Annotated in this window: 21 protein-coding genes; 11 read left to right on the forward strand and 10 right to left on the reverse strand. The window is 66.7% G+C overall.

Translation table 11 applies throughout. The features are described 5' to 3' along the window. Positions 1-25: 25 nt before the first annotated feature. The 3 genes from NGB36_RS00790 (at position 26) to NGB36_RS00800 (ending at position 2,903) form a co-directional block, all read left to right on the forward strand. Positions 26-790, forward strand: a complete 765-nt coding sequence (locus tag NGB36_RS00790; protein WP_255918039.1) for a helical backbone metal receptor — start codon at positions 26-28, stop codon at positions 788-790. Between the two features lie 180 nt (positions 791-970). Beyond that, entirely contained in the window at positions 971-1,765 is a 795-nt protein-coding gene (locus NGB36_RS00795) for an enoyl-CoA hydratase-related protein (protein WP_255918040.1), read from the forward strand. A gap of 1 nt (position 1,766) precedes the next feature. Further along, positions 1,767-2,903, forward strand: coding sequence for an acyl-CoA dehydrogenase family protein (locus NGB36_RS00800; protein WP_255918041.1), 1,137 nt, complete (start codon positions 1,767-1,769; stop codon positions 2,901-2,903). Positions 2,904-3,003: 100 nt separating this feature from the next. Here NGB36_RS00800 and NGB36_RS00805 read toward each other — a convergent pair whose 3' ends face one another. The 7 genes from NGB36_RS00805 to NGB36_RS00835 form a co-directional block, all read right to left on the reverse strand. Beyond that, positions 3,004-4,461 (reverse strand): aldehyde dehydrogenase, encoded by a 1,458-nt coding sequence (locus NGB36_RS00805; protein ID WP_255918042.1) that lies wholly within the window; start codon positions 4,459-4,461, stop codon positions 3,004-3,006. A gap of 14 nt (positions 4,462-4,475) precedes the next feature. Next, a complete protein-coding gene (locus tag NGB36_RS00810; RefSeq protein WP_255918043.1) occupies positions 4,476-5,579 on the reverse strand; it encodes an NAD(P)-dependent alcohol dehydrogenase in 1,104 nt (367 codons plus the stop codon). Positions 5,580-5,615: 36 nt separating this feature from the next. After that, on the reverse strand, positions 5,616-5,933 hold the full coding sequence (locus NGB36_RS00815) for a 2Fe-2S iron-sulfur cluster-binding protein (protein ID WP_255918044.1): 318 nt from the start codon (positions 5,931-5,933) through the stop codon (positions 5,616-5,618). Positions 5,934-5,948: 15 nt separating this feature from the next. Further along, a complete protein-coding gene (locus NGB36_RS00820) occupies positions 5,949-7,160 on the reverse strand; it encodes an NAD(P)/FAD-dependent oxidoreductase (RefSeq protein ID WP_255918045.1) in 1,212 nt (403 codons plus the stop codon). Beyond that, positions 7,157-8,479 (reverse strand): cytochrome P450, encoded by a 1,323-nt coding sequence (locus tag NGB36_RS00825; protein WP_255918046.1) that lies wholly within the window; start codon positions 8,477-8,479, stop codon positions 7,157-7,159. Before NGB36_RS00825 ends, NGB36_RS00820 begins: the two co-directional genes overlap by 4 nt. Before the next feature lie 131 nt (positions 8,480-8,610). Further along, entirely contained in the window at positions 8,611-9,801 is a 1,191-nt protein-coding gene (locus tag NGB36_RS00830) for a LuxR C-terminal-related transcriptional regulator (RefSeq protein ID WP_255918047.1), read from the reverse strand. Between the two features lie 289 nt (positions 9,802-10,090). Further along, positions 10,091-11,794, reverse strand: coding sequence for an AMP-binding protein (locus NGB36_RS00835; RefSeq protein WP_255918048.1), 1,704 nt, complete (start codon positions 11,792-11,794; stop codon positions 10,091-10,093). A 465-nt stretch (positions 11,795-12,259) separates the two neighbouring features. On the opposite strand from NGB36_RS00835, the gene NGB36_RS00840 reads away from it, so the two are divergent. Further along, positions 12,260-13,567 carry a cytochrome P450 gene (locus NGB36_RS00840; RefSeq protein ID WP_255918049.1) on the forward strand — a complete coding sequence of 436 codons (1,308 nt, stop codon included), beginning with the start codon at positions 12,260-12,262 and terminating at the stop codon, positions 13,565-13,567. A 92-nt stretch (positions 13,568-13,659) separates the two neighbouring features. On the opposite strand, the gene NGB36_RS00845 is transcribed toward NGB36_RS00840, so the two are convergent. The 3 genes from NGB36_RS00845 to NGB36_RS00850 form a co-directional block, all read right to left on the reverse strand. Then, positions 13,660-14,877 carry an NAD(P)/FAD-dependent oxidoreductase gene (locus tag NGB36_RS00845; protein ID WP_255918050.1) on the reverse strand — a complete coding sequence of 406 codons (1,218 nt, stop codon included), beginning with the start codon at positions 14,875-14,877 and terminating at the stop codon, positions 13,660-13,662. Continuing rightward, complete coding sequence (locus NGB36_RS33320; RefSeq protein WP_308288786.1) at positions 14,877-15,155, reverse strand: ferredoxin; 279 nt, start codon at positions 15,153-15,155, stop codon at positions 14,877-14,879. The genes NGB36_RS00845 and NGB36_RS33320 overlap by 1 nt, the downstream gene beginning before the upstream one ends. A 206-nt stretch (positions 15,156-15,361) precedes the next feature. Then, positions 15,362-16,222, reverse strand: coding sequence for a 3-hydroxybutyryl-CoA dehydrogenase (locus NGB36_RS00850; protein WP_255918051.1), 861 nt, complete (start codon positions 16,220-16,222; stop codon positions 15,362-15,364). 368 nt (positions 16,223-16,590) lie between these two features. Between NGB36_RS00850 and NGB36_RS00855 the strand changes: the two genes are divergently transcribed. From NGB36_RS00855 to NGB36_RS00885, 7 genes are all read left to right on the forward strand, one after another. Beyond that, on the forward strand, positions 16,591-17,061 hold the full coding sequence (locus tag NGB36_RS00855; protein ID WP_255918052.1) for an SCP2 sterol-binding domain-containing protein: 471 nt from the start codon (positions 16,591-16,593) through the stop codon (positions 17,059-17,061). 78 nt (positions 17,062-17,139) lie between these two features. Next, the gene (locus NGB36_RS00860; protein ID WP_372509343.1) at positions 17,140-18,132 is read left to right on the forward strand and encodes an alcohol dehydrogenase catalytic domain-containing protein; all 993 of its coding nucleotides are present in this window, start codon (positions 17,140-17,142) and stop codon (positions 18,130-18,132) included. A 6-nt stretch (positions 18,133-18,138) separates the two neighbouring features. Beyond that, positions 18,139-19,650 carry an aldehyde dehydrogenase family protein gene (locus tag NGB36_RS00865; protein WP_255918053.1) on the forward strand — a complete coding sequence of 504 codons (1,512 nt, stop codon included), beginning with the start codon at positions 18,139-18,141 and terminating at the stop codon, positions 19,648-19,650. Between the two features lie 371 nt (positions 19,651-20,021). Further along, positions 20,022-20,408 (forward strand): hypothetical protein, encoded by a 387-nt coding sequence (locus NGB36_RS00870; protein ID WP_255918054.1) that lies wholly within the window; start codon positions 20,022-20,024, stop codon positions 20,406-20,408. Next, positions 20,405-21,247 (forward strand): MlaE family ABC transporter permease, encoded by an 843-nt coding sequence (locus tag NGB36_RS00875; protein ID WP_255918055.1) that lies wholly within the window; start codon positions 20,405-20,407, stop codon positions 21,245-21,247. Before NGB36_RS00870 ends, NGB36_RS00875 begins: the two co-directional genes overlap by 4 nt. 75 nt (positions 21,248-21,322) lie before the next feature. Beyond that, positions 21,323-22,126 (forward strand): ABC transporter permease, encoded by an 804-nt coding sequence (locus NGB36_RS00880; protein WP_255918056.1) that lies wholly within the window; start codon positions 21,323-21,325, stop codon positions 22,124-22,126. A 40-nt stretch (positions 22,127-22,166) separates the two neighbouring features. Further along, positions 22,167-23,015 (forward strand): ABC transporter ATP-binding protein, encoded by an 849-nt coding sequence (locus NGB36_RS00885; protein ID WP_255918057.1) that lies wholly within the window; start codon positions 22,167-22,169, stop codon positions 23,013-23,015.

Below are 23,015 nucleotides of genomic sequence, written 5' to 3' on the forward strand. Positions count from 1 at the left end.
ATGCGTCACACCAAGGGAAGCAGCAATGCCGCCGCTGTACGACGACATGGGCACCCCCCTGAACCTCGCTCGCCCGCCACGACGGGTGGTCTCCCTCGTGCCGTCGCTGACGGAGGCGATCGCCGCCGGCCGCAGGGATGTCCTGGTAGGGGCGACCCAGTGGTGCACCCACCCCGGCGACCTTGACGTGGTACGGGTGCGAGGCACCAAGAACCCGGACCGTGACGCGATCATCGGACTGCGGCCGGACCTCGTCATCGCCAACAAGGAGGAGAACCGGGAGCTCGACGTCACCCGGTTGCGCGATGCGGGCGTGCCGGTGTGGGTGACCGTCATCGAGACCGTCCCGCAGGCATTGGACTCGCTCCAGCGGTTGTTCATCGAGGCGCTGGAGACGTCAATCCCCGACTGGCTCCGCGTGGCACGAGCGCTCTGGTCGGGTCCGCTTCCGGACGTCGCCGCGACCACCGCAGTCCCGGTCTGGCGGGATCCCTGGATCGTGGTCGGAAGGTCCACCTTCACCGGCGACCTGCTGCGCCGGGCCGGCCTCGCCAACGCCTTCGCCGGACACCGGGACCGCTACCCGCATGTGGCACTGGAGGAGATCGACCGGCCGGACGTGGACGTCGTGCTGCTGCCCGACGAGCCGTACGTGTTCACCGAGAGCGACGGCCCCGAGGCCTTCAACCGCGTGCCGAACCGACTGGTGAACGGCCGGCTGATCACCTGGTACGGCCCGTCCCTGGTGACTGCGCACGACGCGCTGCGGCAGCTCGTCGCGACGCTGTGAGCGCCGTCGCCGTCCCACCGCAGCGGCGTCGGCTGGGGCGTGCGTCACACCTGCCGGCGGCGACCGACAGTTGATAACGACCGTTCACGGCCCTAGAGTTCTTTTGAATGGTCAGGCCGAAACGTCGTTGTGCTCACCCACGCCGCCGGCGTCGGCCATCACCAGAAAGGACCGAGGCAAATGAGCGAGTTCACTGACATCACCTACAAGGTCGAGGACGGCCTGGCCTGGATCACCATCAACCGGCCTGAGCGGTACAACGCGTTCCGGGCGCGCACGGTCGACGAGCTCGTGACGGCCTTCAAGCGGGCCTGGGCCGGCGACGAGGTCGGCGTGGTTGCGCTCACCGGCGCCGGGGACAAGGCGTTCTGTGCCGGGGGTGACCAGAAGCAGCGCATGGAGACCGGCGACTATGGGCCTTCGCAGAGTGGTCTGTTCGAGGTCGACGCCCTGCACCGGGTGATCCGGGACACGCCCAAGCCGGTCATCGCAGCGGTGAACGGTCTGGCGATCGGCGGCGGCCACGTGCTGCACGTGTTGTGCGACCTGACCATCGCGGCGGACACCGCGCAGTTCGGCCAAAACGGCCCGCGTGTAGGGTCGTTCGACGCCGGTCTCGGCTCCGGCTACCTGGCTCGCGTGGTCGGCGAGAAGCGGGCCCGCGAGATCTGGTTCATGCTGCGCCGGATCAGCGCACAGGAAGCTCTGGAGTGGGGGCTGGTCAACAAGGTCGTCCCGGCCGACCAGCTGCGCGCCGAGGTGCGCGTGTGGGCCGACCAGATGCTGCAGTTCTCCCCGACCGCGCTGAAGGTGCTCAAGCAGTCGATGAACACCGACACCGAGCATTTCGTGAGCATCGGCTCGATGGCCTACACCACGCTCAAGCTGTTCGGTGAGACCCCCGAGGCCCAGGAAGGCATCACGTCGTTCAACGAGAAGCGCCGGCCCGACTTCTCCAAGTACCGGGGTGCCTGAGATGCAGCTGAGCAAGGAGCAGCAGCAGTTCGCCGAGGCTGTCCGCGAGTTCTGCCTGCGGGAGTGCGGCACACTGGCGCAGCGGGACGCCGTCACCGAGGGCGGTACGCTTTCCAACAGCCCGCAGATCCTCTCCAAGCTCGCCGCGCTTGGCTGGTTGGGCGTGTCCCTGCCGGCCGAGTACGGCGGCGGCGGTGCAGGCTTCGTCGACGAGTGCGTCTTCCTGGAGGCGACCTCCCGGGGGCTACTGCCCATCACGGGATACATGACTGGCCTGACCGCGGCGCAGACCTACCTGCGGTGGGGGTCGGAGGAGCAGAAGAAGACCATCGTGTCCAACCTGGTCGCCGGCAGGCTGGAGGCGATTGCGTTGAGCGAGCCGGGTGCGGGCTCCGACCTGGGCGGGGTGCGCGTGCGCTCCACGCGGGACGGCGACGAGTACGTGGTCAACGGCCAGAAGACGTGGATTTCCGCCGCGCACGTGGCGGAGCACATGCTGGTGCTCGCCCGTGAGGACAGCAGTGGCACCAAGCACGAGGGGCTCACCCTGCTCATGGTGCCCACGAACACGCCGGGCCTGGAGATCCGCGGCATCCAGACGATGGAGGCGCACACCGTCAACGATGTCTTCTTCACCGATGTTCGGTTGCCGGCGTCGGCCGTGGTGGGCCGGCCACGCAACGCCTGGAAGCAGCTGATGCGCGGGCTCGGTGTGGAACGGCTCATCATCGCCGCGATGAGCCTGGGCGCGGCTCAGCGTGCCCTCGACGACGTGATCGCCTACGTCGGGCAGCGTGAGCAGTTCGGACGTAAGATCGGCAGCTTCCAGGCGCTTCGCCACCGGATCGCCGACCTCGCCACCGACATCGAGCTCGCCCGGGCCTTCGTCTACGACGCCGCCGCTCGGGTCGACACCGGGCAGGAGGACGATCTGGCCCGCGAGAGCGCGATGGCGAAGATGCGCTGCACCGAGATCGCGAAGAACACCGCCCTGGAGGCCATGCAGATGATGGGTGGTTACGGCTACGCCCGCGAGTACGGCATGGAGGGCCAGGTCCGCAGGGCCCTGGTCCCGCCGATCTACGGCGGCACCAACGAGATCCAGCGCGAGATCATCGCCAAGAGCCTGGGGCTGTGAGCTGATCGCGGTCCACAGCCGGCGCAGCCACTCCTCCCCCGGCGCCAGGCGCGGGGGAGGGGGAACCTACGGACCGACCTACCTCGAAGCTGAGAGCCGATCACCCCTTGTGGTTGTCGAGGTAGATGGTCTTGAACACCTGGTAGGAGTGCAGGCCCTCGGGGCCCAGTTCGCGGCCGATACCGCTGGACTTGACTCCTCCGAAGGGCGCGGTCGGGTCGTTGGCGTAGGCGTTGATGCCGATGGTGCCCGACGCGACCCTGCGCGCGACCGCCTCTCCGCGGTCCGGATCCGCTGTCCAGACGGTGCCGCCCAACCCGTATTCACTCGCGTTGGCGATCGCGATCGCCTCCTCCTCGGAGGAATACGGGATGACCGACAGCACCGGGCCGAAGATCTCCTCCCGCGCGATCGTCTGGGTGTTCTCCACGTCGGCGAACACGGTCGGTTCCACGAACCAGCCGCGGTCGAAGCCCTTGGGCCTCCCGCCACCCGTGGTGAGGCGTGCCCCCTCGCCGAGGCCCTTGGAGATGTAGGACTCCACACGTTCGCGCTGACGACCCGAGACGAGCGGACCGACCTGCGTCGAGGGGTCCAGCGGATCACCGACCTGGAGCGACTCGGCCAGCCCGGTGACGGTGTCCACGACCTCCTGGTACCTGGAACGAGGCGCGAGCACCCTGGTGCCCAGCCAGCAGATCTGGCCGTTGTTGAGCAGGGTGGCCGCGAAGAAGCTCTCGATCGTGGACGACAGGTCCGCATCGTCGAGCACGATCGCGGCCGACTTGCCGCCGAGCTCCAACGTCACCGGGCGCAGAAGCCGGCCGCAGGTCTCGGCGATCGAGCGGCCCGCCGCCGTCGACCCCGTGAACGACACCTTGTCCACGCCGGGATGCGCGACCAGGTAGGCGCCGAGTTCGCGACCGCCCGGAATGACGCTCAACACCCCCTCGGGCAGCCCCGCCTCGGCGGCGGCCTCGCTCATCAGCATCGCGTCGAGCACGGTTTCCGGCGCGGGCTTGAGCACCACCGTGCACCCGCAGGCGAGCGCGGGGGCGAGTTTGAGGAAGGCGATGGCCTGCGGCACGTTCCACGGCACGATAGCCGCGACGACGCCGATCGGTTCGCGGACCACCCGGGAACGGCCGCCCAGCATTCCCGGCCGGGTCTCCTCCTGGGGCGATTGCGCCATCACGCCGGAGAAGTACCTCAGCAGCACTGCGGGAAAGCCTGCCTCGAACTGGTTCGCCAGCGTGATCGGCATGCCGTTCTGCATCGTGACCCGCCGCGCAGTCTCCGCGCCACGGTTCTCCAGCGCCACGGCGAAGCGCTCCAGCACTTCGGCCCGCTGTGCCGGATCCCAGCGGGACCACCCCGTGGCGCTGTCGAAGGCTCGCCGGGCGGCCGCGACGGCGTTGTCGACGTCGGCCTCGGAGCCTTCCGGGACGCTGCCGAGGAGCTCCTCCGTGCTGGCCGAGTGCACCGCGATCCGCTGCCTTGTGGCGGATTCCGCCCACCTGCCGGCCAGATACAGCTCGTTGTAGTCGATGGTGGTCATGGTGGCTCCTCGGTTCACTCGTGCACGAGCACGATCTTGACGGCCTCGCCGCGATGCTGGGCGGCCACGGCCTCGTTGATGTGCGAGAAGGGCATGGTGGTGACCAGCTTGTCGAACGGGAACCGGCCGGTGCGGTGCAGTTCGAGCAGCTGGGGGATGAACACGTCCGGGTCGCTGTCGCCCTCGACGATCCCGATCACCCGCACGCCGAGCACCTGCGCCTGGATGAGGTTCAGCGCGAGCGCGGCTTCGGGGTCGGCCGGCACGCCGATGATGCCCACGGTGGCGCGGTGCGCCACGGTGAGCATCGCCTGTTGCAGCACGTCGGCGATGCCGGTCGTGTCGATCGCGTAGTCCACGCCGCCGGGAACGATGGCTCGCACCTGGTCGGGCAGCGGTCCTGCCGCCGGGTCGATCACATGGGTGGCCCCCAGGGACAGCGCCAGGTCACGCCGGCCGGCGTGCGGTTCCACGACGATGATCCGTGCCAGTTCCCGTACGACACCGGCCAGCACCGCGGACAGGCCGACCGAGCCGCCGCCCAGGACGAGCAGCGTCGAGCCGGGCGCGCAGTCCAGCGAGTTCAGCACGGCACCGGCACCGGTCTGGACACCGCAGCCGAGTGGGCCCAGCAGGGCCAGCGGCGCATCGTTGCCGACCTTCACCACGTTGCGCTCGTGCGCGATGGCGTAGGTGGCGAACGAGGACTGGCCGAAGAACTCGGACCCGAGTGACTGCCCGTTGTGGTGCAGGGTGCTCGTGCTGTCCTGACGGGCGCCGCCGAAGTTGTAGGCCATGAACTCGTGGCAGTAGGCGGGTTCGTTCCTGCGGCACTCGGTGCAGCGGCCGCAGCTGTTGAAGCTGAGCACCACCTTGTCGCCGACGGCGACCTTGGTGACGGCACTTCCCACCGCGGCCACGACGCCGCTGCCCTCGTGACCGAAGACCCCAGGTAGCGGGAAGGGGAGGTGGCCGTCTCTGGCGGCCAGGTCGGTGTGGCACAGACCGACTCCGGCGATCTCCACGAGGATCTCGTCGGGAGCCGGGTCGTCGAGCGTGACCGTCTGCAGGGTGAAGGCGCCACCGATCTCGGTGGCCACCGCAGCGGTGATCTCCATGCGAACTCCTTTGTCGGGTGGAGAGGAAAGCAGGGCTCAGCCGTTGGTGCCGGGGACCGTCACGCGCACGGCCGCGCAGCCGTCGCTAATGATCAACTGGCACGACAGCCGCGAGTTCGGGCGCACTCCTTCGGCGAACTCGAGCAGCTCGCGCTCCTCGTCGGTAGGTTCGTCGAAGAAGGACTCTCCCGCTTCGAGGAACACATGGCAGGTGGCGCACGAGCAGCTGCCGCCGCATTCGGCCACGATGCCGGGCAGGTTGTTGCGGACGGAGCCGTCCATCACGCTCTGTCCGCAGGGGACATCGACGTCGTGCACGGTTCCGTCGGGCAGTTCGTAAGTGACCTTGGGCATGGTGGTGCTCCGTAGCTAGTGAAGAATGGCGTCGCGCAGCGGGGTCGTGTCGTCGGCCAGCCGCGCCGGGTCGATCCGCGTCCCTGACGCGATGAACTGCTTGCCCGCCATGAACTCGGCGGCCCGGTTCGCCGATTCGACGGCGATCAGGGTGCCGTTGTCGTGGTGGAAAAGGGCGAAGCGGCCAGCGGACGGGTCTCCTCGGACGACCGTCCGCGGCAGGGGTGGGACGAGCCCGGCAATCTTGAGCTTCAGATCGAACTGATCGGACCAGAACCAGGGGACCTCAGCCGCCGTGGGTACGTCGCCCATGATGGTGGCGACAGCCTGCCGCGCCTGTTCGGCAGCGCTCGGGATGCTTTCCAGGCGCACCAAGGTGCCGGTGCCCAGCGGGCGTCGGGTGACGTCACCGATCGCCAAGATGTGCGGATCGTTGGTGCGTGCCTGCGCGTCCACCACGATCCCCTGATCGCAGCGCAGTCCCGCCGCGGCCGCGAGCTCGTCGCGGGGGAGGGCGCCGATACCGACCAGCACCGCATCACTGGTGATCTCGGTGCCGTCGTCGAGCACGACGGCTCTGACCCGCCCGTCTGCGCCGCTCAGCCTGACAACCCTGGCCCCGGTGAGGATCCTGGTGCCCCGCGCGCGATGGTGAGCCGTGAGGATCTCCGAGAGCCGGGGACTGGCGACCCGGGCGAGTACCCGCTCTTCGCGTTCCACGACGGTGACCTCGACACCGTTGGCGCGCGCGACCGCGGCTACCTCCAGGCCGATGTACCCGCCACCGACGATGGCCAGGCGACGTCGCTCCGCAACGCACTTGCGCAGAATCCGGGCGTCGGCGAGCGTCCGGAGCGACACGGTCCCATCGAGGTCGGCCCCGGGCACAGGCAGCGGCCGTGGCCGGGCGCCGGTCGCCAGGACCAGGTGGTCGTAGTCGTAGGACTCGCCTGAGGCCACGTGCACGCGGCGCTCCGCCCGGTCGATAGCCACGACGCGATCGCCCAGCCGAACGGTGATGTCCTGGTCCTGGTAGAACTCCATGGGCCGGAGCCATTGCTCCAGCTCGCCCTCGGCGAACTTCTTTGACAGCGGCGGACGGTGGTAGGGAAGATCCAACTCGTCGCCGAAGAGCTCGATCGGGCCCGGGTGGCCGGCCTGCCGCAGCAGGCCGGCAAGGGTGGCGCCGGCGTGGCCGGCGCCGATGATCAGGACGCGCTCGGTCACGCCAGCTCCAGCCGGACCGGCAGTTTCTTCAGCCCGCCGACGAAGTTCGTCACCACGCACTTGCGCCGGCCGGTCACCTGAACGCTCTTGATGAGCGGCAGCAGCTCCTCGAACATGATGCGCAGCTCCAGCTTGGCGAGGTGCTGGCCGATGCACATGTGCGGGCCGTAGCCGAATGCGATCTGCTTGTTGGGCCTGCGGTCCAGCCGGAACACCTCAGGGTCGCCGAACACCTCGGCGTCCCGGTTGGCCGACTGATACAGCAGCATGAATCGGTCGCCCTTTCGGATCTCCCGCCCGCGCAAGGTGTAGTCCTGAGTCGCCATGCGGGTGAACTGCTTGACGGGGGACACCCACCGCAGACCCTCGGTGACCAGGTCAGGGATCAACTCGGGGTGCTGCTGCGCCTTCGCGAGCTGGTCGGGGAACTGCGTGAGCGCCTCGATGGTGCCCGCCATCGTGCTGGAGGTGGTGTCGTGACCCGCGGTGGATATCGCGATGAACCAGCCGTAGGCGAATGTCTTGCGGTGGTACTCACCGTTGGCGTCGCGGGCCTGGGCGATGATGGTCGCCAGGTCGTCGCGGGGAGTCGCGCGACGGTCCTCGACCAGTTGGTCGAAGTAGGCGTAGAAGTCGTTGATCGCGGCCGACCACTGCTGGGCTGCGGCCTCCGCGGTCAGCGGCTCGACGTCATCCCGCTGCGCGTCGGGATCGGCGGTGCCGAAGAAGTCCTGCGTCAGCGCCATCATGCGCGGTTCGTCCTCCTCGGGGACACCGAAGAGGCTCATGATCACGTGCAGGGGGTAGTAGAGCGCGAAGTCCTGGACGAAGTCGATGTCGTTGGTGCCGCTGCGCAGGTGCCTGCCGATGGCCTCCTTCGCCAGCGTCCGGATGATGTCTTCCCACTTCTTGAGGTTGGTGGGCCGGAACCAGTCGTTGGCGATGTCCTTGATCTCGGTGTGCTCGGGCGGATCGAGGTAGGTCAGGGTGTCCAGAATGCGAAGGCTGCCGCCGGTGAGCTGCTTGGTGAAGGCATCGCCGGCCTGGTTCTGGAGGATCGGGTTGTGCGATCCGGGCTCGTCCCCACCCCCGCTGGTGAACACATGTGGCTGGCGCTCGATTTCCATGATGTCGGCGTGCTTGGTCACCAGCCACACGGGGTCGTAGCCCTCGACGTGGGCCTGGCCCAGCGGGTTGTTCTCCCGCAGCCACCGGTAGGCCTCGAACAACGGGCCGTCGTCGCGGTGTCCCTCCGGCAGCACGACCCGCCGGGCGATCTCGTCCGGGATCGGGCGGCTCAGTTCGGGCGTGGTGGTCATGACATTCCCTCCGAAAGGTGGCGTCGTCGCAGGTGGTGGTCCAATCTTTGGACCACCACGATGAGTCGTGAATCACCCTCGGGGGAGAGTTTTCTCTACCCTGTGCCTCTCCCGGTCGGCCTCTCCGGGTCTCATCGGCTCCGTTGCATCACTGCGTGGTAGCGCGCGGTGGCCTCGGCACGGTTGGCGACGCCGAGCTTGCGCAGCACGTTCTTGACGTGCGTCTTTACGGTTCCGGGGGAGACGAAGAGCTCTGCGGCGATCTGGCTGTTGGTCTCCCCGCAGACGAGGTGCCGGAGCACTTCGAGCTCGCGGCGCGTCAATTCCGCGAACGGGCCCTCGAACCGGCGCAGCGGATCATCCGGGCGGGACTGCTCGGGTCGCGGTGCCGGCACGTCGCACCCAAGGTACCCGTTGATGAGATCGCCCACCGAGCGGGCCTGGTCCTGCAACTGCCGCCGAATCCCGTCGAGTTGCTCGAAGCACACCAGGCGCTCGAACACACAGCCCAGCCCTTCGGCGAACAGACCGAGCAACCGCCGGTCGAACTCGTCCACGCGGTCGGTATCCACCTGCTGGTCGGCGTGCAGCAGGCCGACGACCTCGCCGTGCCCGACCAGCGGGGCGACCACGTAGTCCCTGGTCCTGGCCAGGTTGATCAGCCGGTGGTGTACCCCCGGGTTGTGCTGCGCGTCCTCGACGAGCACCGGGGTCCGCTTGCGGACCACCTCGGTCTCCGGCAACTCCCTTCCGAGCTGCCCGGGGATGGCGGTACCCAGCCGGACGAGATCGTGCGCCAGTTGGGAATCGGCGTGAACGAACGCCGAGCGGGGGCTCCAGTTCGGCCCGGACAGACGGCAGAACAGCGAGCGCTTGTAGCCCAGGCGGTTGATCTCGACCGGTACCTGCTCGACCAGGTCCTCCAGGGAGGTTGCCGCCCGCAGCCGGGACAGGCAGCGGTGCAGGTCGGTGATGGCGGCCGATCTCGCGTTGAGCCTGCTGTCCCGGATCGCGGCGAGCGTGCCGCTCAGGAGGGCCAGTGTCGCCGCCAACTGCCCTCCGGCGGAGCCTCCGCCGGCATCGCCCCATGCCGCCAGCTTGCGCAGCGCGACGTGTTCCGCCGCCCGCAGCGCGGACTCGGCCGAATGGAGGTCACGGGGCCCGGTCTCCGTCGCGAGGCCCGGCTCCCCGGTCAGGGTCGCGACAATGTCAAGAATGTCCCGGGACCGCCGCAGCAACTCGTCGGCCGGCTCAAGACCGTGCCACCGCGGTTGCTCGTCGTGGCCGCGACGCACGGGGCCGCGTCGAACGTCATCGTTCATGGCCACCGCCTCCGCTCGCCCTCGTGCGAGGGTATCAACGGCTCATTTCCGTTCCATTGTCTCGTCCCGAAGCACGCCGGCCTTTGCCCTGTGGGGAGAAGCGTTCGGGCAACGGCCTCGCGCGCAGGGCCGGTCTCGGTGTGAACGCGGCGGCGCGCCGTCCGAGGCCAGGCGATCCCGGGTTCGTGGTTGGGCGTCCGCGGCACCGGTTGTGGCAGTCGTGACGTTGTGCTGCCGGGTCGTCGTTCGGCCCTGATCAGGGGTGTGGGGTGGTGGGATGTTAGGCGGGTTACGAGATGTCTGTGGTTTGGTCGATCTTGTGGGCGATGTCTTGTCGGAGGAGGTGTTTTTGGATCTTTCCGGTGGCGGTCATGGGCATGGTGTCGAGGATTTCGAGTCGCTCCGGGGTTTTCTGGATGGCGACTCCCTTGTCGTGGAGGTAGTGCTTGAGTGAGGTGAGGGTGGGGGGGCTGGTTGGGTCGGTGGGGACGATGTAGCAGCAGAGGCGTTCGCCGAGGCGTTGGTCGGGCATGCCCACGGCTGCTGCGGCGCGGATGGCCGGGTGGGCGGTGAGGAGGTCTTCGATTTCTCGGACGCTGATGTTCATGCCGCCGCGGATGACGATGTCTTTGGTGCGTCCGGTGACGCGGACGTATCCGTGGTGGTCCATGGTGCCCAGGTCGCCGGAGCGGGAGTATCCGTCGGGGGTGCACAGTTCGGCGGTTTCTTCGGGGCAGTTGAGGTAGCCGAGCATGTGGGAGGGGCCGCGGTAGGCGATGTCGCCTTCTGTGCCGGCTGTGAGCTTGTTGCCGTGTTCGTCGACGATGCGCACGTCGCTGAAGGGTTGTGCGGCGCCGTCGGAGGTCAGGGCGCGTTCGGGGTTGTCGTGGACGGTGCAGGTGGTGGTGGTGAGGTTCTCGCTGCGGCCGTAGAGGCTGAGGATCTTGGTGCCGGGCAGGAGGGTGCGTGCCCGCTCGACGACGGCCCGGGGGATGGGGGCACCGGCTGAGACCCATACCCGCAGGCTGGAGGCGTCGTGCCGGTGTGGGTCGTAGGTGTCCAGGAGCATTTGGATGAAGGTGGTGGCGGTGACGCTGACCGAGCAGCGGTACTGGGCGATCTCGGCGAGTCCTCGGGCCGGGTCCCATTCGGGCATGACGTGGGTGGCTGCACCGTGGAGGAGGGGTAGCAGGATGCTGGTGACCAGCCCGGTGGTGTGGGTGATGGGGGAGGGGCCGAACTGGACGTCGTTTTCGGTGTAGGCGAAGGCGGTGCCGAGCGTGCGTGCGCCGGACGAGTAGGTGTTGAAGGTGTGGACGCAGCCTTTGGGCCGGGCTGTGGTGCCCGAGGTGTAGACGATGACGAAGGGGTCGTCGGCGGTGACGGGTGTGGCGAGTTCGGCGTGTGTGGAGGCAGGGTCGACGTCGGCGGTCGCGGCGGTGAAACTGAGGATAGTGGTTTGGTCGCCGACGGCCTGGCCGTGGGCGGCCGCTGTCGAGGCTGCCTCGTCGTCACGCGCCACCACGATCGAGCGCAGCATGGGTCGGGTGCGTGCCAGCGCGCGGTACATCTGCAGGTAGTCGAACCCCTTGAAGACGGAGGGTATGACGACGGTGCTGACCTCGGCGTCGTCGAGGACGTGTCCGACTTCGTCCCGGCGGTAGATCGGCATGATCGGGACCATGATGGCGCCGAGTCGGGCGACGGCGGCGGTGATGAGGGCGAACTCGGCCCAGTTGGGCAGTTGCACGGCGATCCGGTCGCCGGGTCGTACGCCCAGGGTGCGCAGGCCGGCGGCGAGGCGGAGGGAGTCCTCGTGGAGAGCCCGGTAGCTGATCGAGGTGGTGCCGTCGGTGATGAAGGTCTTGGTGCCGAGCCTGGCGGACTGGCGGGCCAGGATGTCTGAGAGCGTCTCTGGAGTCCAGCAGCCCGAGGCGTAGTACTCCTTGATGTCGGCGGCCGAGTAGCGGTCGTTGACGGTGGGGATCTTCATCGATGGCCGTCCTGGGTCGTGGGGCTGCGGCAGCGCCGAACTCGGAACGAGGTGACAGCGGCGAGCGCGGCTGTCCGCCTTTCGGCCTGAAGTATGCAATGGTCTGGCCAAAAGGACAATGGTTCGCGCACCGTACCGCGACACGGTCAGCCGGCCCCGCACGGTGGCCACTGCGGGTGAAGCTACACACTTCGATGGTTACGTACAAAAGGTGAACAGCCCGTCTGATGCGAGCGCTCGGCGGCCTCCCCCACGAGCACCGGTGGTGTTCGACGTGCGCGGACGAGGTTTCCGGTGGGGACCACGTCAGCACTGCAGGACCCGGAGAGACCTGATGGCCGTCAGACCGCGGTGAGCCGTACGAGAGAAGCGAGCACCTCGTTCGGGAGATGGCACGAGCCGGCGCCGCCAATAGCCTCGGGCAAGGACCGTTGTAGCGGTAGCGCAGGGACGCAAGGAGGAACCATGACGAGCACTTCAAGCGCGGCACAGAACACGCGCGTACCAGACGATATCGCGCAGGCTGTGGTGTTGCCGGAGTCCTACGGCAACGAAACGGAGATCACGTATCCGGCGTTCGCTTGGCTTCGCCAGAACATGCCGGTCGGTCAGGCGTTCGTCGAGGGTTACGATCCGCTGTGGCTGATCACCAAGTTCGACGACATCATGACCGTCGAGAAGAACCACTCGCTGTTCAACGCCACGATGAACAATCCGATTCTCAACACTCAGGCGGGTGACACGTTCCTGCGCTCGCTGACTCCGGATGGTTCGATTCGCTACCTCGACGCGCTCCCGTTCCTCGACCCGCCGGAGCACACTCAGATCAAGGCCGCGACGAGCAACTGGTTCACGCCGAAGAACGTGGCCAAGTACACCGAACGCATTCGCGAGATCGCCAGGGAGGACGTCGAAAAGCTGCTCAGCTATGACGGTGAGTGCGACTGGGCGGCCGACTTCGCGCTGTACTACCCCCTCCGGGTGATCCTGGGCCTGTTCGGCATCCCCCAGGAGGACCTCGGTCTGATGTTGAAGCTGACCCAGGACTTCTTCGGCGCGAACGATCCGGACGAGAAGCGGGACGACATCGAGGTCAGCCCCGAGGCGGCCGCCCGCCAATTCCAGGCGGCCTTCGCCGACTTCTTCGCCTACTTCGACCAGTTCACCGAGGACCGACGGGCCAACCCCAAGGACGACCTCATGTCGGTCATCGCGAACGCCAAGGTCGACGGCGAGTTCCTGTCGCGCGGCATCGTCAACGGAAGCTACCTTCAGGTCGCCACCGCCGGGCACGACACCACTTCGTCGACGATCTCCGCCGCCGCGTTGGCCATGGCCCGCAACCCTGACCAGTGGCAGAAGGTGCGCGAGGACCACTCGCTCATCCCGAAGATGGTCGATGAGGCGGTGCGCTGGGGCTCGCCGGTCAAGCACTTCATGCGCAGCGCGTCGGAAGACACCGTGCTTCACGGGGTGCAGATCAAGAAGGGCGAGCGCGTGATGCTGAACTACCCTTCAGGCAACAGGGACGAGGACTACTTCACCAACGCAAACGAGTTCGACCTGGAGCGTTCGCCGAACAAGCACCTCGGCTTCGGATTCGGTGGCCACATGTGCATCGGGCAGCACATCGCCAGGCTGGAGATGAACATCCTCTTCGAGGAGCTTCTCCCCAAGATCAGGAAAATTGAGCTGGTCGGCGAGCCCAAGCCGATCAAGACGAACTTCGTCTCCAGCTACAAGAGCCTGCCTGTCAGGTTCACCAAGGCCTGACCAAAGGCGGCGGCCCCGGAGACCTTGCGGTATCCGGGGCCGATCGCATTGTCGCGAAATTGCGGTTCCTGTCAGTTCCGCACCTTCTCCTCTCAGTTCCGCACCTTCTCCTCGGCGAATTCTACAGCCTCCTGCCAGCTGGCCCGGCTCGCAATCATTCGCCGCAACTTCATGATCAGGGTCGGGCGGTTCACCGTAAGTGCGGCGACCAACCTGTCTGCCTTCCTGTACAGCGCAAGCAACTTGCCGTCTTCCCACTCCTTGTCGACGACCTGGATGTCGTCCGCGTGGGGCTCGCCCACAAACTGGATACGGCTGTCGTACCAGTCCGACCAGAAGTACGGGACAGTGTCATATGGCTTCGCATCGTCCAAGCTGAGAGCGTTGCGCGCAGCCAGCGACCCCTGCTCGGCGGCACTCGTCCAGTGCTCCAGTCGCAGACGCCCACGGAACAGGTCGCTGATCCAGTGACAGACGTCTCCCGCGGCGTACACACCCGGTGCGTTGACCGCCAGCGTGCTATCGCAGAGAACGCCCTTGTCACGGGGGTCGAGGTCGATTCCGCTGCCCTCCAGCCACCCCGTACACGGTGCAGCCCCGATGCCTACCACGACCAGATCGGCCGGGATCTCGGCGCCGTTGGTGAGCACGACGCTCTCGGCCGAACCGCTTCCGTCGATGCGTTGCACCCCCGCACCCAGGCGGAGATCGACACCCTGGCGACGGTGCAACTCCGCTAGGAGGCCCCCCATTTCGGAGCCCACCGAACGCGTGAGCGGCACTGTTGCCGCCTCGACGAGGGTGACGGGCAGGCCGCGCTTCCGGGCGGCGGACGCGACCTCCGATCCGATGAAGCCGGCTCCGACGATGACCGTGCGGGCTCCCGCGTCCAGCGCTTCACGCACCGACCTCGCGTCGTCGAGCGTGCGCAGAGCGTGGACGCCGCGAAGTCCGGCCGTGTCGGGGAGCGTACGCGCCTGCGCCCCCGTCGCGATGACGAGGGCGGAGTAGGACACCTCTTCGTCGCCGAGACGGACGACGCGCTGCCGACAGTCGAGCCCGGTAGCGTACCGTCCGAGGCGCAGGTCGACGCCAAGCTCCTCACGGAGCGCCCGCTCGGCCCGGAAGACCGGATCCACCGGTTCCCCGGATGCGAGGAACTCCTTGGACAAGGGAGGCCGGTCGTAGGGGAGGTGCTCCTCGGCACCGATGAGAGTGATCCTGCCGGAATATCCAAGCCTGCGCGCGGATTCGACCGCACGCAGTCCGGCCAGCGAAGCCCCTACGACGACCAGACCGTCTTTCTCCATCAGTCCTCTTCGATCCGAAGAGCCTCAGTCGGGCAGCCCTCAACCGCCTCCCGGGCGGCTGAACAGAGACTGCCCTCGGGGCGCTCGTTCAGGATGATCAGGGATCCGTCCTCCTGAACTTCGAACAATTCTGGCGCCAGAGACTCACAGACCCCCAGCGCGGTGCATTTACTACGGTCGACGGTAATTCTCATGAGAAGTTCTCCAAATACTTCGCGGGGGAACGCCGACACCCAGCGGCTGCGCTCCAGCGTAAGGACGTGAAACCGGCGGCTCATCGTCCGTCGGCGGTGCTCTTTTCCCTCGAGTGGGAGACGTCGAGGCCTGCGCCCACCCTCTGACGCCGTTGCAGTGACGAGCCGCAGTAGCCGTCTCTCTCCCCCGCTGCGTCAGGGCAGGTCCGCTACGTCGTTGAATCGCGTCCTGTTGGGTGAGATGACTGAGGACTCTTGCGCGCTTGCGCCCTCCGGCGGGATCGGCCGCGTCAGCCGTATGTGTAGAACCCCTGGCCGCTCTTGCGGCCAAGCCGGCCACCGGCAACCATGCGGCGCAGCAGGGCAGGCGGCGCGTACAGCGGCTCCTTGAACTCCTCGTACATCGATTCGGCGATGGCCTGGGCGGTGTCCAGGCCGATGAGGTCGAGGAGACGCAGCGGTCCCATGGGGTGGGCGCAGCCGAGTTCCATGCCGTGGTCGATGTCTTCGACGCCGGCCGCGACGTTCTCGACCATCCGGACGGCCGCCAGTAGGTACGGGATGAGCAGGGCGTTGACCACGAAGCCGGCGCGGTCAGGGGCTTGCACGACCTGCTTGCCCAGCTGCTCGGTGGCGAAGTGCCGGGCGCGCTCCAGGGTCTGCCGGCTGGTGGTGAGGGCGGGGATCAGCTCGACGAGCGGCTGCACCGGGACCGGGTTGAAGAAGTGCATGCCGAGCAGTTGCTCCGGCCGGGTGGTGACACTGGCAAGGTCGATGATGGGAATCGAGGACGTGTTGCTGGCCAGGATCGCCTGCGGATCGGTGACGGTTTTGTCGAGGGCCCGGAGAACCTCGGTCTTGAGGTCGCGGTTCTCGGCGATGGCCTCGATGACCAACTGGCGGTTGGCCAGATCGCCGCGGTCGTGGGTGAAGGCGAGCCGGGCCAGGGCCTGGTCGCGCAGCTCCTCCGTCAGCTTGCCCCGCCGCACTGCGCGGTCGAGGGAGGCAGTGATGCGCCGACGGCCGGCCTGGGCCGCGGCACGGGTGGCCTCGGCGACCAGGACGTCGAGGCCCCGGCACGCGGCGATCTCGGCGATGCCGGAGCCCATCAGGCCGCAGCCGACGACGCCGAGGCGGGTGATGGTGTCCATGGCGGGTCCTTTACTGGGGATGGCGGATGGGCCGCTGAGCGTCTCTACTAGTTACTCTGCGTTGATGTACTAGGAAGCCCTAGTACATACAGGAGGCTGACATGCCTACAAGTCCCTCAGGGCGGAGGTGGCTCACATCACGGTCGACGTCTGGCGGTTGGGCCGACCTGGACTGGTCCGCCGCCACTCCTCCCACCGGCCAGGTACGCCGCTGATGGCGGCACAGGGCCGCCTTTGTGCGGTTTCACGACGTGTCAATTGCTCATAGTCGCAGAAAGACAGGCTTTCCTCTCGCCTGCTTCCCCGATCAGGAGAGCGATGCACCCCCTGCGGAGGATGAATCACACTTCGCCGCCCCATAAGTTCTGGTGGTCAAGCGGCTCGTCGCTCCTGACGACGACGTGGTGATCAGGGAAGAAAAAGGAGAGGTTGCCGTGGGTTACTTCGCTAACTCCGCCGAAGTGGATAAGTACATCGGCGGCATGTTCCGGGCGGCTGCCGACCATCCTGAGGTCGGTCCGCAAATGAAGGCCGCGAACCTGGTGATGAACGTCGTCTATCAGGAGCCGGACTGTGTGCTGACGGTCGTCTTCAAGGAGCCGATGACCGTCACGATGGAGGGCGCCGAGTACAAGCCTGACATCACTCTGACGATGCGCGCCGACACGGCCGATCAGTACTGGCGAGGCAAGTACAACCTCGCCGTCGGTCTGGCCAAGGGTCAGGTCAAGGCCAAGGGGCCGGTCAGCAAGATTCTGAAGCTGGTGCCACTCACCAAGCCGCTGTTCCCCGTCTACAACGAGCTCGTCAAGGAAAAGGACGCGCAGGCGGCCTCCTGATCGCGGAAAGAGGCAGAACCAATGGCGACAATGAAAGCCGTTGTGCTCCAGGGACCGAACGAAGTTCGAGTCGAGGAGGTGCCCAAGCCCTCCGAGGTCGGACCCACCGACGCTCTGGTACGGATCGATCGAGCCGCGCTGTGCGGCACCGACCTGCACGCCTACGACCAGAGCATGCCGGTGGATCCGGGCACCATCATGGGCCACGAGTTCATCGGCACGATCGTGGAGGTCGGCAGCGCGGTGCAGCAGTTCGAGCCCGGTGACAAGGTCACCGGTGCTTGCATCGTGAGCTGTGGCACCTGCGCGTTGTGTCGTCGCGGCAAGTCCGGAAACTGCCCGGGCATGCGCGTCTACGGTCTCGGCGTGGCCTTCGGCGACCTGCCCGGCGTGCACGCCGAGTACGCGGTGACGCCGTTCGCGGACGTCACCCTACGCAAGATCAACAACGAAAAGAAGGCCGAGGACGTCCTGTTCGTCGGGGACATCCTGACGACCGGATACGAGGCGGTCCGTCGGAGTTACCAGCCCGGCGACGCGGTCGCGATCGTCGGCGCCGGGCCGGTGGGCCTCTGCGCGACCATGTCGGCGGTAGCGCTCGGCGCCGGAACCGTGGCCGTGATCGACCGGGTGCCCGAACGGCTCGCCGAGGCCGAACGGTTCGGCGCTATCGCCATCAATGCTGCGGAAACCGACCCGCAGGACGCCGTCTTCGACCTGACCGGTTGGCGGGGGGCCGATGTGGTGGTCGACGCGGTGGGCCATCCGTCCGCGCTCGAGACGGCGATCCGCGTGGCTTCGGCCGGCGCGTCCATCAATATCCCTGGGGTGTACATCCAGGAGTCGCTGGAACTGCCGATCGGAGAACTCTGGTTCAAGGGCATCTCCGTCAAGGGTGGTGGGTGCAACCTGCTCCGCTACATGGACGAGGTAATGGCGCTGGTCGAAGCGGGGCGGCTCAACCCGTCCTCGATGATCTCGCACCGGATGGGTCTGTCCGAGGCGGAGAAGGCGTACGAGATGTTCGCCAAGCGTGAAGCCATGAAGATCGTCTTCGATCCGACCAAGTGAGGCAGGATGTCTGACATTCCCACCTACGGGCTGCACATCGACGGCCAGCGGGTTGAGACCGGTCAGTGGATGGAGATTCGCAACCCTCAGAACAACGTCGTTGTGGCGAGGGTCGCGAAGGGCGGCTCGGAGCACATCGACCAGGCGGTCGCCGCCGCCAAGCGCTCGTTCGAGTCCGGCGTGTGGTCGCGGCTGGAACCGGTCGATCGCTCGCGCACCATGGCACAGATCGCCGCGCAACTCGCCGAGCAGATCGATACGCTGCTGGCGGCGGAGATCATGGCCAACGGCGCCACCGTTCGCCAAGCCGCCGGATTCCACGTCGGACTGGCCAGCGGGCATATGAACTACTTCGCCGAACTGGCCGCCCGATACGAGTTCGAGCGCGCGGTTCCTCCGGCCCTGTACCCGACGCTGGGCCAGAGCATCATCCGGCGGGAGCCCATCGGCGTGTGTGGTGCCATCACGCCGTGGAACTTCCCACTCGTGCTCACTCTGTGGAAGATCGGGCCCGCGATCGCTGCCGGGAACAGCATGGTGATCAAGCCGGACGAGAAGACGCCGCTGTCTCTCCTGGAGTTCGTCCGGATCGCCGAGGAGTGCGGGCTTCCGCCCGGCGTGATCAACGTGGTGCCGGGTGTCGGCGAGGAGGCGGGCGTTCGGCTCGTCGAGCATTCCGACGTCGGCAAGATCGCGTTCACCGGGTCCACGGCCGTGGGCCGGGAGATCATGAGCAGTGCCGCCGCAACAGTCAAGCGGGTCAGCCTGGAGCTGGGCGGCAAGTCGCCTTCCATCCTGCTGGATGACGCCGACCTGGACCTGGCAGCCGACGGCATCCTGTTCGGATGCTTCCTCTACTCGGGGCAGATGTGCGAGTCCGGCACCCGTGTCCTGGTCCCGCGCTCCCTGCACGACGAGTTCGTGGCCCGACTCGTCGACCGGGCAAAGACCATCAAGCTCGGAGCCATCGACGACTGGGAGACCGATCTCGGCCCGGTCATCTCGGGTGCTCAACAGGCCCGGATCATGGAGCTGATCAGGTCGGGTGTCGATGAGGGCGCGAAGCTGGTTCTCGGCGGCGGGGTACCGGAGGGCCCGGAGTTCGAACAGGGATTCTGGGTCGAGCCGACCATCTTCACCGAGGTGACCAACGATATGCGAATCGCCCGGGAAGAAATCTTCGGCCCGGTTCTTTCCGTCCTTGTCTACGACGACGAGGAGGAAATGCTGCGGATCGCGAACGACACGATCTACGGGCTCGCCGCAACCATCTGGAGCTCCGACAACGAGCGGGCTCTCGATCTCTCCAAGAAATTGCAGGCGGGCACGGTGTGGATCAACGACCACCACCAGGTCAATCCCTCCGCGCCGTTCGGGGGATTCAAGCAGAGCGGGCTGGGACGTGAGCTCGGCGTGGACTGCTTGGACGAGTACACCGAGCCCAAGCACGTCTATCTCGACCTCTCCGGCAAGCGGGAGAGCCGGCCGTACGACCTGCTGCTCAGCCACGTTGACTGATACAGCGGGTCACGCGAACCGGCGGCTGCCCACCCCAACCGGGTGATCACCGCCGGTTCGCCTGCGGAGGCTGAGTGGTCACGGTCCGGCATCCGCCGAACGGGGTGGTGAGGTACCCCCGGCAGGAGAGGTGACCGGCGGTGAGGTGCTGACACTCTGTACGGACGCGCAATCGCGAAGTCAAGAGCCATAGATCTGTTTCCGTTCGGCCAATTCGCATCATTGCAAGGGGATGCCATGTCGAAAATGAGCAGCCGGCTTCCAGCGCGACGCTGTTTCGGGCGAAACAGTGTCGCGGCGTGGGTGAGGGCCGACTGATGAGACCGCGTAGCGGCGTCGCGAAGCGCACGCGGAACGAGGAGACCGGCGCGTTGGGCCTGATGCGCGGTGCCTCGGCGGGCTTCAGCATCCTCGTGGTGGGTGGAGCCATCGCCCCCCTGGCCGGCGACCTTCCGTTGATTGGGCGGTTCTGGCTGACCGCGTCAGCGCTGATCGCGTTCCTGGTCGCCGGTCTGCGCGCCGGGGGCGACGGTCGGATGGGGCCGGGTGTGCTCGCGGCGCTGGGAGCTTACTTGCTGATGCTGCCCATCGTGTGGATGACTTCGCGCGGCTGGGACGTACAGCAGGTATCGGCCACAGCCGCCACCGCCGTTGTGGTCGGTGGTGGCGCGTCGCTCGTCTCCGGCCGCTGGAGCTGGATGAACGGCCTGCGATCCGACAGGGAAAGCCGGTCTTCACACCACCGGGAGGCGGCGTGAGCACCTCCGCGGCAATGAAGGAAGCATCCGCCGTGCGGCGCAGGAAGCCCTGGCTCGGTGCCAGGATCCAGGGACCGCTCGCCGAGGCGGGTGAGATGGTGCAACTGTTGGGCGAGGTGCTCTGGTCGGCGATTCGACACCCGATCGGCTACTGGCATGACGTACGTGACCAGATGTACAGCCTGCTCAAGTTGTGCTGGGCGCCCATGGCCATCTCGACCGTCGCGTTCGGTCTGGGCGCGCCGGGCATCCAGGGCGGCAACATCTTCCACCTGTTCGGCATTCCAGAGCGCCTCGGATCGTTCTTCATCATGGCCAGCGTCCGCGAGTTCGCCCCCTGGATCAACGCCATGGTCGTCGCCGGCGTCGTGGGCACTGCCATGACCGCCGACCTCGGCGCGCGTCGGATCCGTGAGGAGATCGATGCCATGGAGGTGCTCGGCGTCGACCCGATTCGGGACCTGATCCTGCCCCGCGTGATCGCTGTGACCATCATGACGGGCCTGATGGATCTGGTGGCCCTGGTGTTCGGCGTCGTCGGCGGCTACATCGCCGGCGTCTGGGTGCTCGGAGCCAACAGCGGAGCGTTCTTCAACAGCTTCTTCGACAACGCCACCACACCGGACATCTGGGGAAGCGTGGTGAAGACGACGATCTTCGGCCTCATCATCGGCGTGGTGTGCTGCTACAAGGGACTGCACGCCCGCGGCGGCCCGAACGGCGTGGGACGCGCGGTGAACCAGGCCGTCGTCAGCGCCTTCGCCGCCATCTGGGTGATCGACTATGTGTTCACCACCATCCTGCTCGGGCTCAACCCGCAAATGCAGGTCTACAGGTAGGGAAGGCCCTCAGCGATGGCGATGACGACGAAGCCCGGTGACACCGCGTCCGGCCGTGCACCAAAGCCTGAGGACGTGACGGTATCCCTCTCCTCGGTCGGGGCCCGGGTACGCGCCGCGATCGCCACGGGCGGTGAGGTGGCACGCTTCTCCGGGCAGACGATCCGCGCACTGCCGGAAGTGCGCAAGTACCTCACCGAGGCCGTTCACCAGGCGGGAATACTGGTTCTGTCCAGCGGCCTCATCATCTGGATGATGCAGTTCGTCATGGGCTCGGTGTGCGGGCTGGAAGCGAGCTACACCCTCAAGCAGATCGGCGCGCCCGTCTACAGCGGGATCTTCAACACCTACTGTGGCACCCGCGAGATGTCCCCCTACATGTGGGGCTACATCTTCGCGGCGAAGGTGGGATGCGGCCTGGTGGCCGAGATCGGCTCCATGCGGATTTCGGAAGAGATCGACGCCATGGAGGTGATGGGCGTCAAGTCACGTAGCTATCTGGTGGGTACCAGGGTCGTGGCGACGTGGCTGGCGATGCCGTTCCTGTTCACCGTGGGTCTCGGCGTCATGTACATCTCCATGTATCTGGTGACCGTTCTCCAGTTGGGTGGCGTCTCCTCCGGCGGCTACCTCTACGTGTTCTGGATCTACCAGAACCCGCTCGACTTCCTCTACGCACTGCTGAAGGCGATGGCGATGGGTACGGCCGTGGTGTTCGTCGGCTGCTACTACGGCTACACGGCATCCGGCGGACCGGTCGGCGTCGGCCGCAACACCGCGAAATCCATGATGCTGTCCCTCGTCCTGATACATGTGGTGGGGCTGCTTGGTACACAGCTGTTCTGGGGACTGAGTCCGAACGCGCCAATCGCAAACTAGCCGTTGCCCGAACCAGCCTGGCCACGACAAAGGAGACGACATGGATCCCGCCGCCGCCGAGGCAACCAAAGAGTTGACTGCCGTGCAGGCACGGCAGGCCGCACCCGATAAACCACACGATCCGGGTGGCCGTCCAGCACACACCATGGAAGTCCGCAACGTCCATAAGTCCTTCGGTCAGTTCAACGTCCTCCAGGGCATGTCGCTGAACTTCGCCAATGACGCGATCACCACAGTGCTGGGCCCCTCGGGCACCGGCAAGAGCGTACTCATCAAGCACCTGGTCGGTCTCCTGGAGCCCGACCAGGGCGAGATCCTGATATTCGGACAGGACATGTGGCGGATCAGCGAGCACGAGCGGTACGAACTGCGTACGCGTTTCGGCGTGCTGTTCCAGGACGGCGCGCTTTTCGGGTCGATGAACCTCTACGACAACGTCGCGTTCCCGCTGCGGAAACACACCGACATGTCGGAAGCGGACATCGAGGAAGTGGTCATGGCCAGGCTCAGTGAGGTCGGCCTGGAGGCGGCGCTGACGAAGTACCCGAGCGAGGTGTCCGGTGGTATGCGCAAGCGCGCCGGCTTCGCCCGTGCTCTGGTGATGAACCCCGAAATCGTGCTGTTCGACGAGCCCGACTCGGGGCTCGACCCCGTGCGCACCAGCCTGCTGTGCGACCTGATTCTGGAGATGCACGAGCGCCACAAGGGCACCTACCTCGTCGTCACCCATGACATCCGCAGCGCACGCAAGGTCAGCGATTACGTCGGACTGATATGGAAGGGCAAGGTCGTCCACTACGGCGAGGCCAAGGCGGCATTCGAGTCAGAAGACCCGTTCGTCCGGCAATTCCTGGCCGGAGAGTCAGACGGCCCGCTGGGAATGGACTGA

Source organism: Streptomyces humicola (assembly GCF_024436035.1).
Taxonomy (GTDB): domain Bacteria; phylum Actinomycetota; class Actinomycetes; order Streptomycetales; family Streptomycetaceae; genus Streptantibioticus_B; species Streptantibioticus_B humicola.

What these genes read in the sequence shown, in the direction of transcription:
- NGB36_RS00795 (WP_255918040.1), top strand. Translation starts at nt 971, where the DNA reads ATGAGCGAGTTCACTGACATCACCTACAAGGTCGAGGACGGCCTGGCC.
- NGB36_RS00885 (WP_255918057.1), top strand. Translation starts at nt 22,167, where the DNA reads ATGGATCCCGCCGCCGCCGAGGCAACCAAAGAGTTGACTGCCGTGCAG.
- NGB36_RS00815 (WP_255918044.1), bottom strand. Translation starts at nt 5,933, where the DNA reads ATGCCCAAGGTCACTTACGAACTGCCCGACGGAACCGTGCACGACGTC.
- NGB36_RS00830 (WP_255918047.1), bottom strand. Translation starts at nt 9,801, where the DNA reads ATGAACGATGACGTTCGACGCGGCCCCGTGCGTCGCGGCCACGACGAG.
- NGB36_RS00810 (WP_255918043.1), bottom strand. Translation starts at nt 5,579, where the DNA reads ATGGAGATCACCGCTGCGGTGGCCACCGAGATCGGTGGCGCCTTCACC.
- NGB36_RS00800 (WP_255918041.1), top strand. Translation starts at nt 1,767, where the DNA reads ATGCAGCTGAGCAAGGAGCAGCAGCAGTTCGCCGAGGCTGTCCGCGAG.
- NGB36_RS00835 (WP_255918048.1), bottom strand. Translation starts at nt 11,794, where the DNA reads ATGAAGATCCCCACCGTCAACGACCGCTACTCGGCCGCCGACATCAAG.
- NGB36_RS00850 (WP_255918051.1), bottom strand. Translation starts at nt 16,222, where the DNA reads ATGGACACCATCACCCGCCTCGGCGTCGTCGGCTGCGGCCTGATGGGC.
- NGB36_RS00845 (WP_255918050.1), bottom strand. Translation starts at nt 14,877, where the DNA reads ATGGAGAAAGACGGTCTGGTCGTCGTAGGGGCTTCGCTGGCCGGACTG.
- NGB36_RS00790 (WP_255918039.1), top strand. Translation starts at nt 26, where the DNA reads ATGCCGCCGCTGTACGACGACATGGGCACCCCCCTGAACCTCGCTCGC.
- NGB36_RS00865 (WP_255918053.1), top strand. Translation starts at nt 18,139, where the DNA reads ATGTCTGACATTCCCACCTACGGGCTGCACATCGACGGCCAGCGGGTT.
- NGB36_RS00825 (WP_255918046.1), bottom strand. Translation starts at nt 8,479, where the DNA reads ATGACCACCACGCCCGAACTGAGCCGCCCGATCCCGGACGAGATCGCC.
- NGB36_RS33320 (WP_308288786.1), bottom strand. Translation starts at nt 15,155, where the DNA reads ATGAGCCGCCGGTTTCACGTCCTTACGCTGGAGCGCAGCCGCTGGGTG.
- NGB36_RS00805 (WP_255918042.1), bottom strand. Translation starts at nt 4,461, where the DNA reads ATGACCACCATCGACTACAACGAGCTGTATCTGGCCGGCAGGTGGGCG.
- NGB36_RS00840 (WP_255918049.1), top strand. Translation starts at nt 12,260, where the DNA reads ATGACGAGCACTTCAAGCGCGGCACAGAACACGCGCGTACCAGACGAT.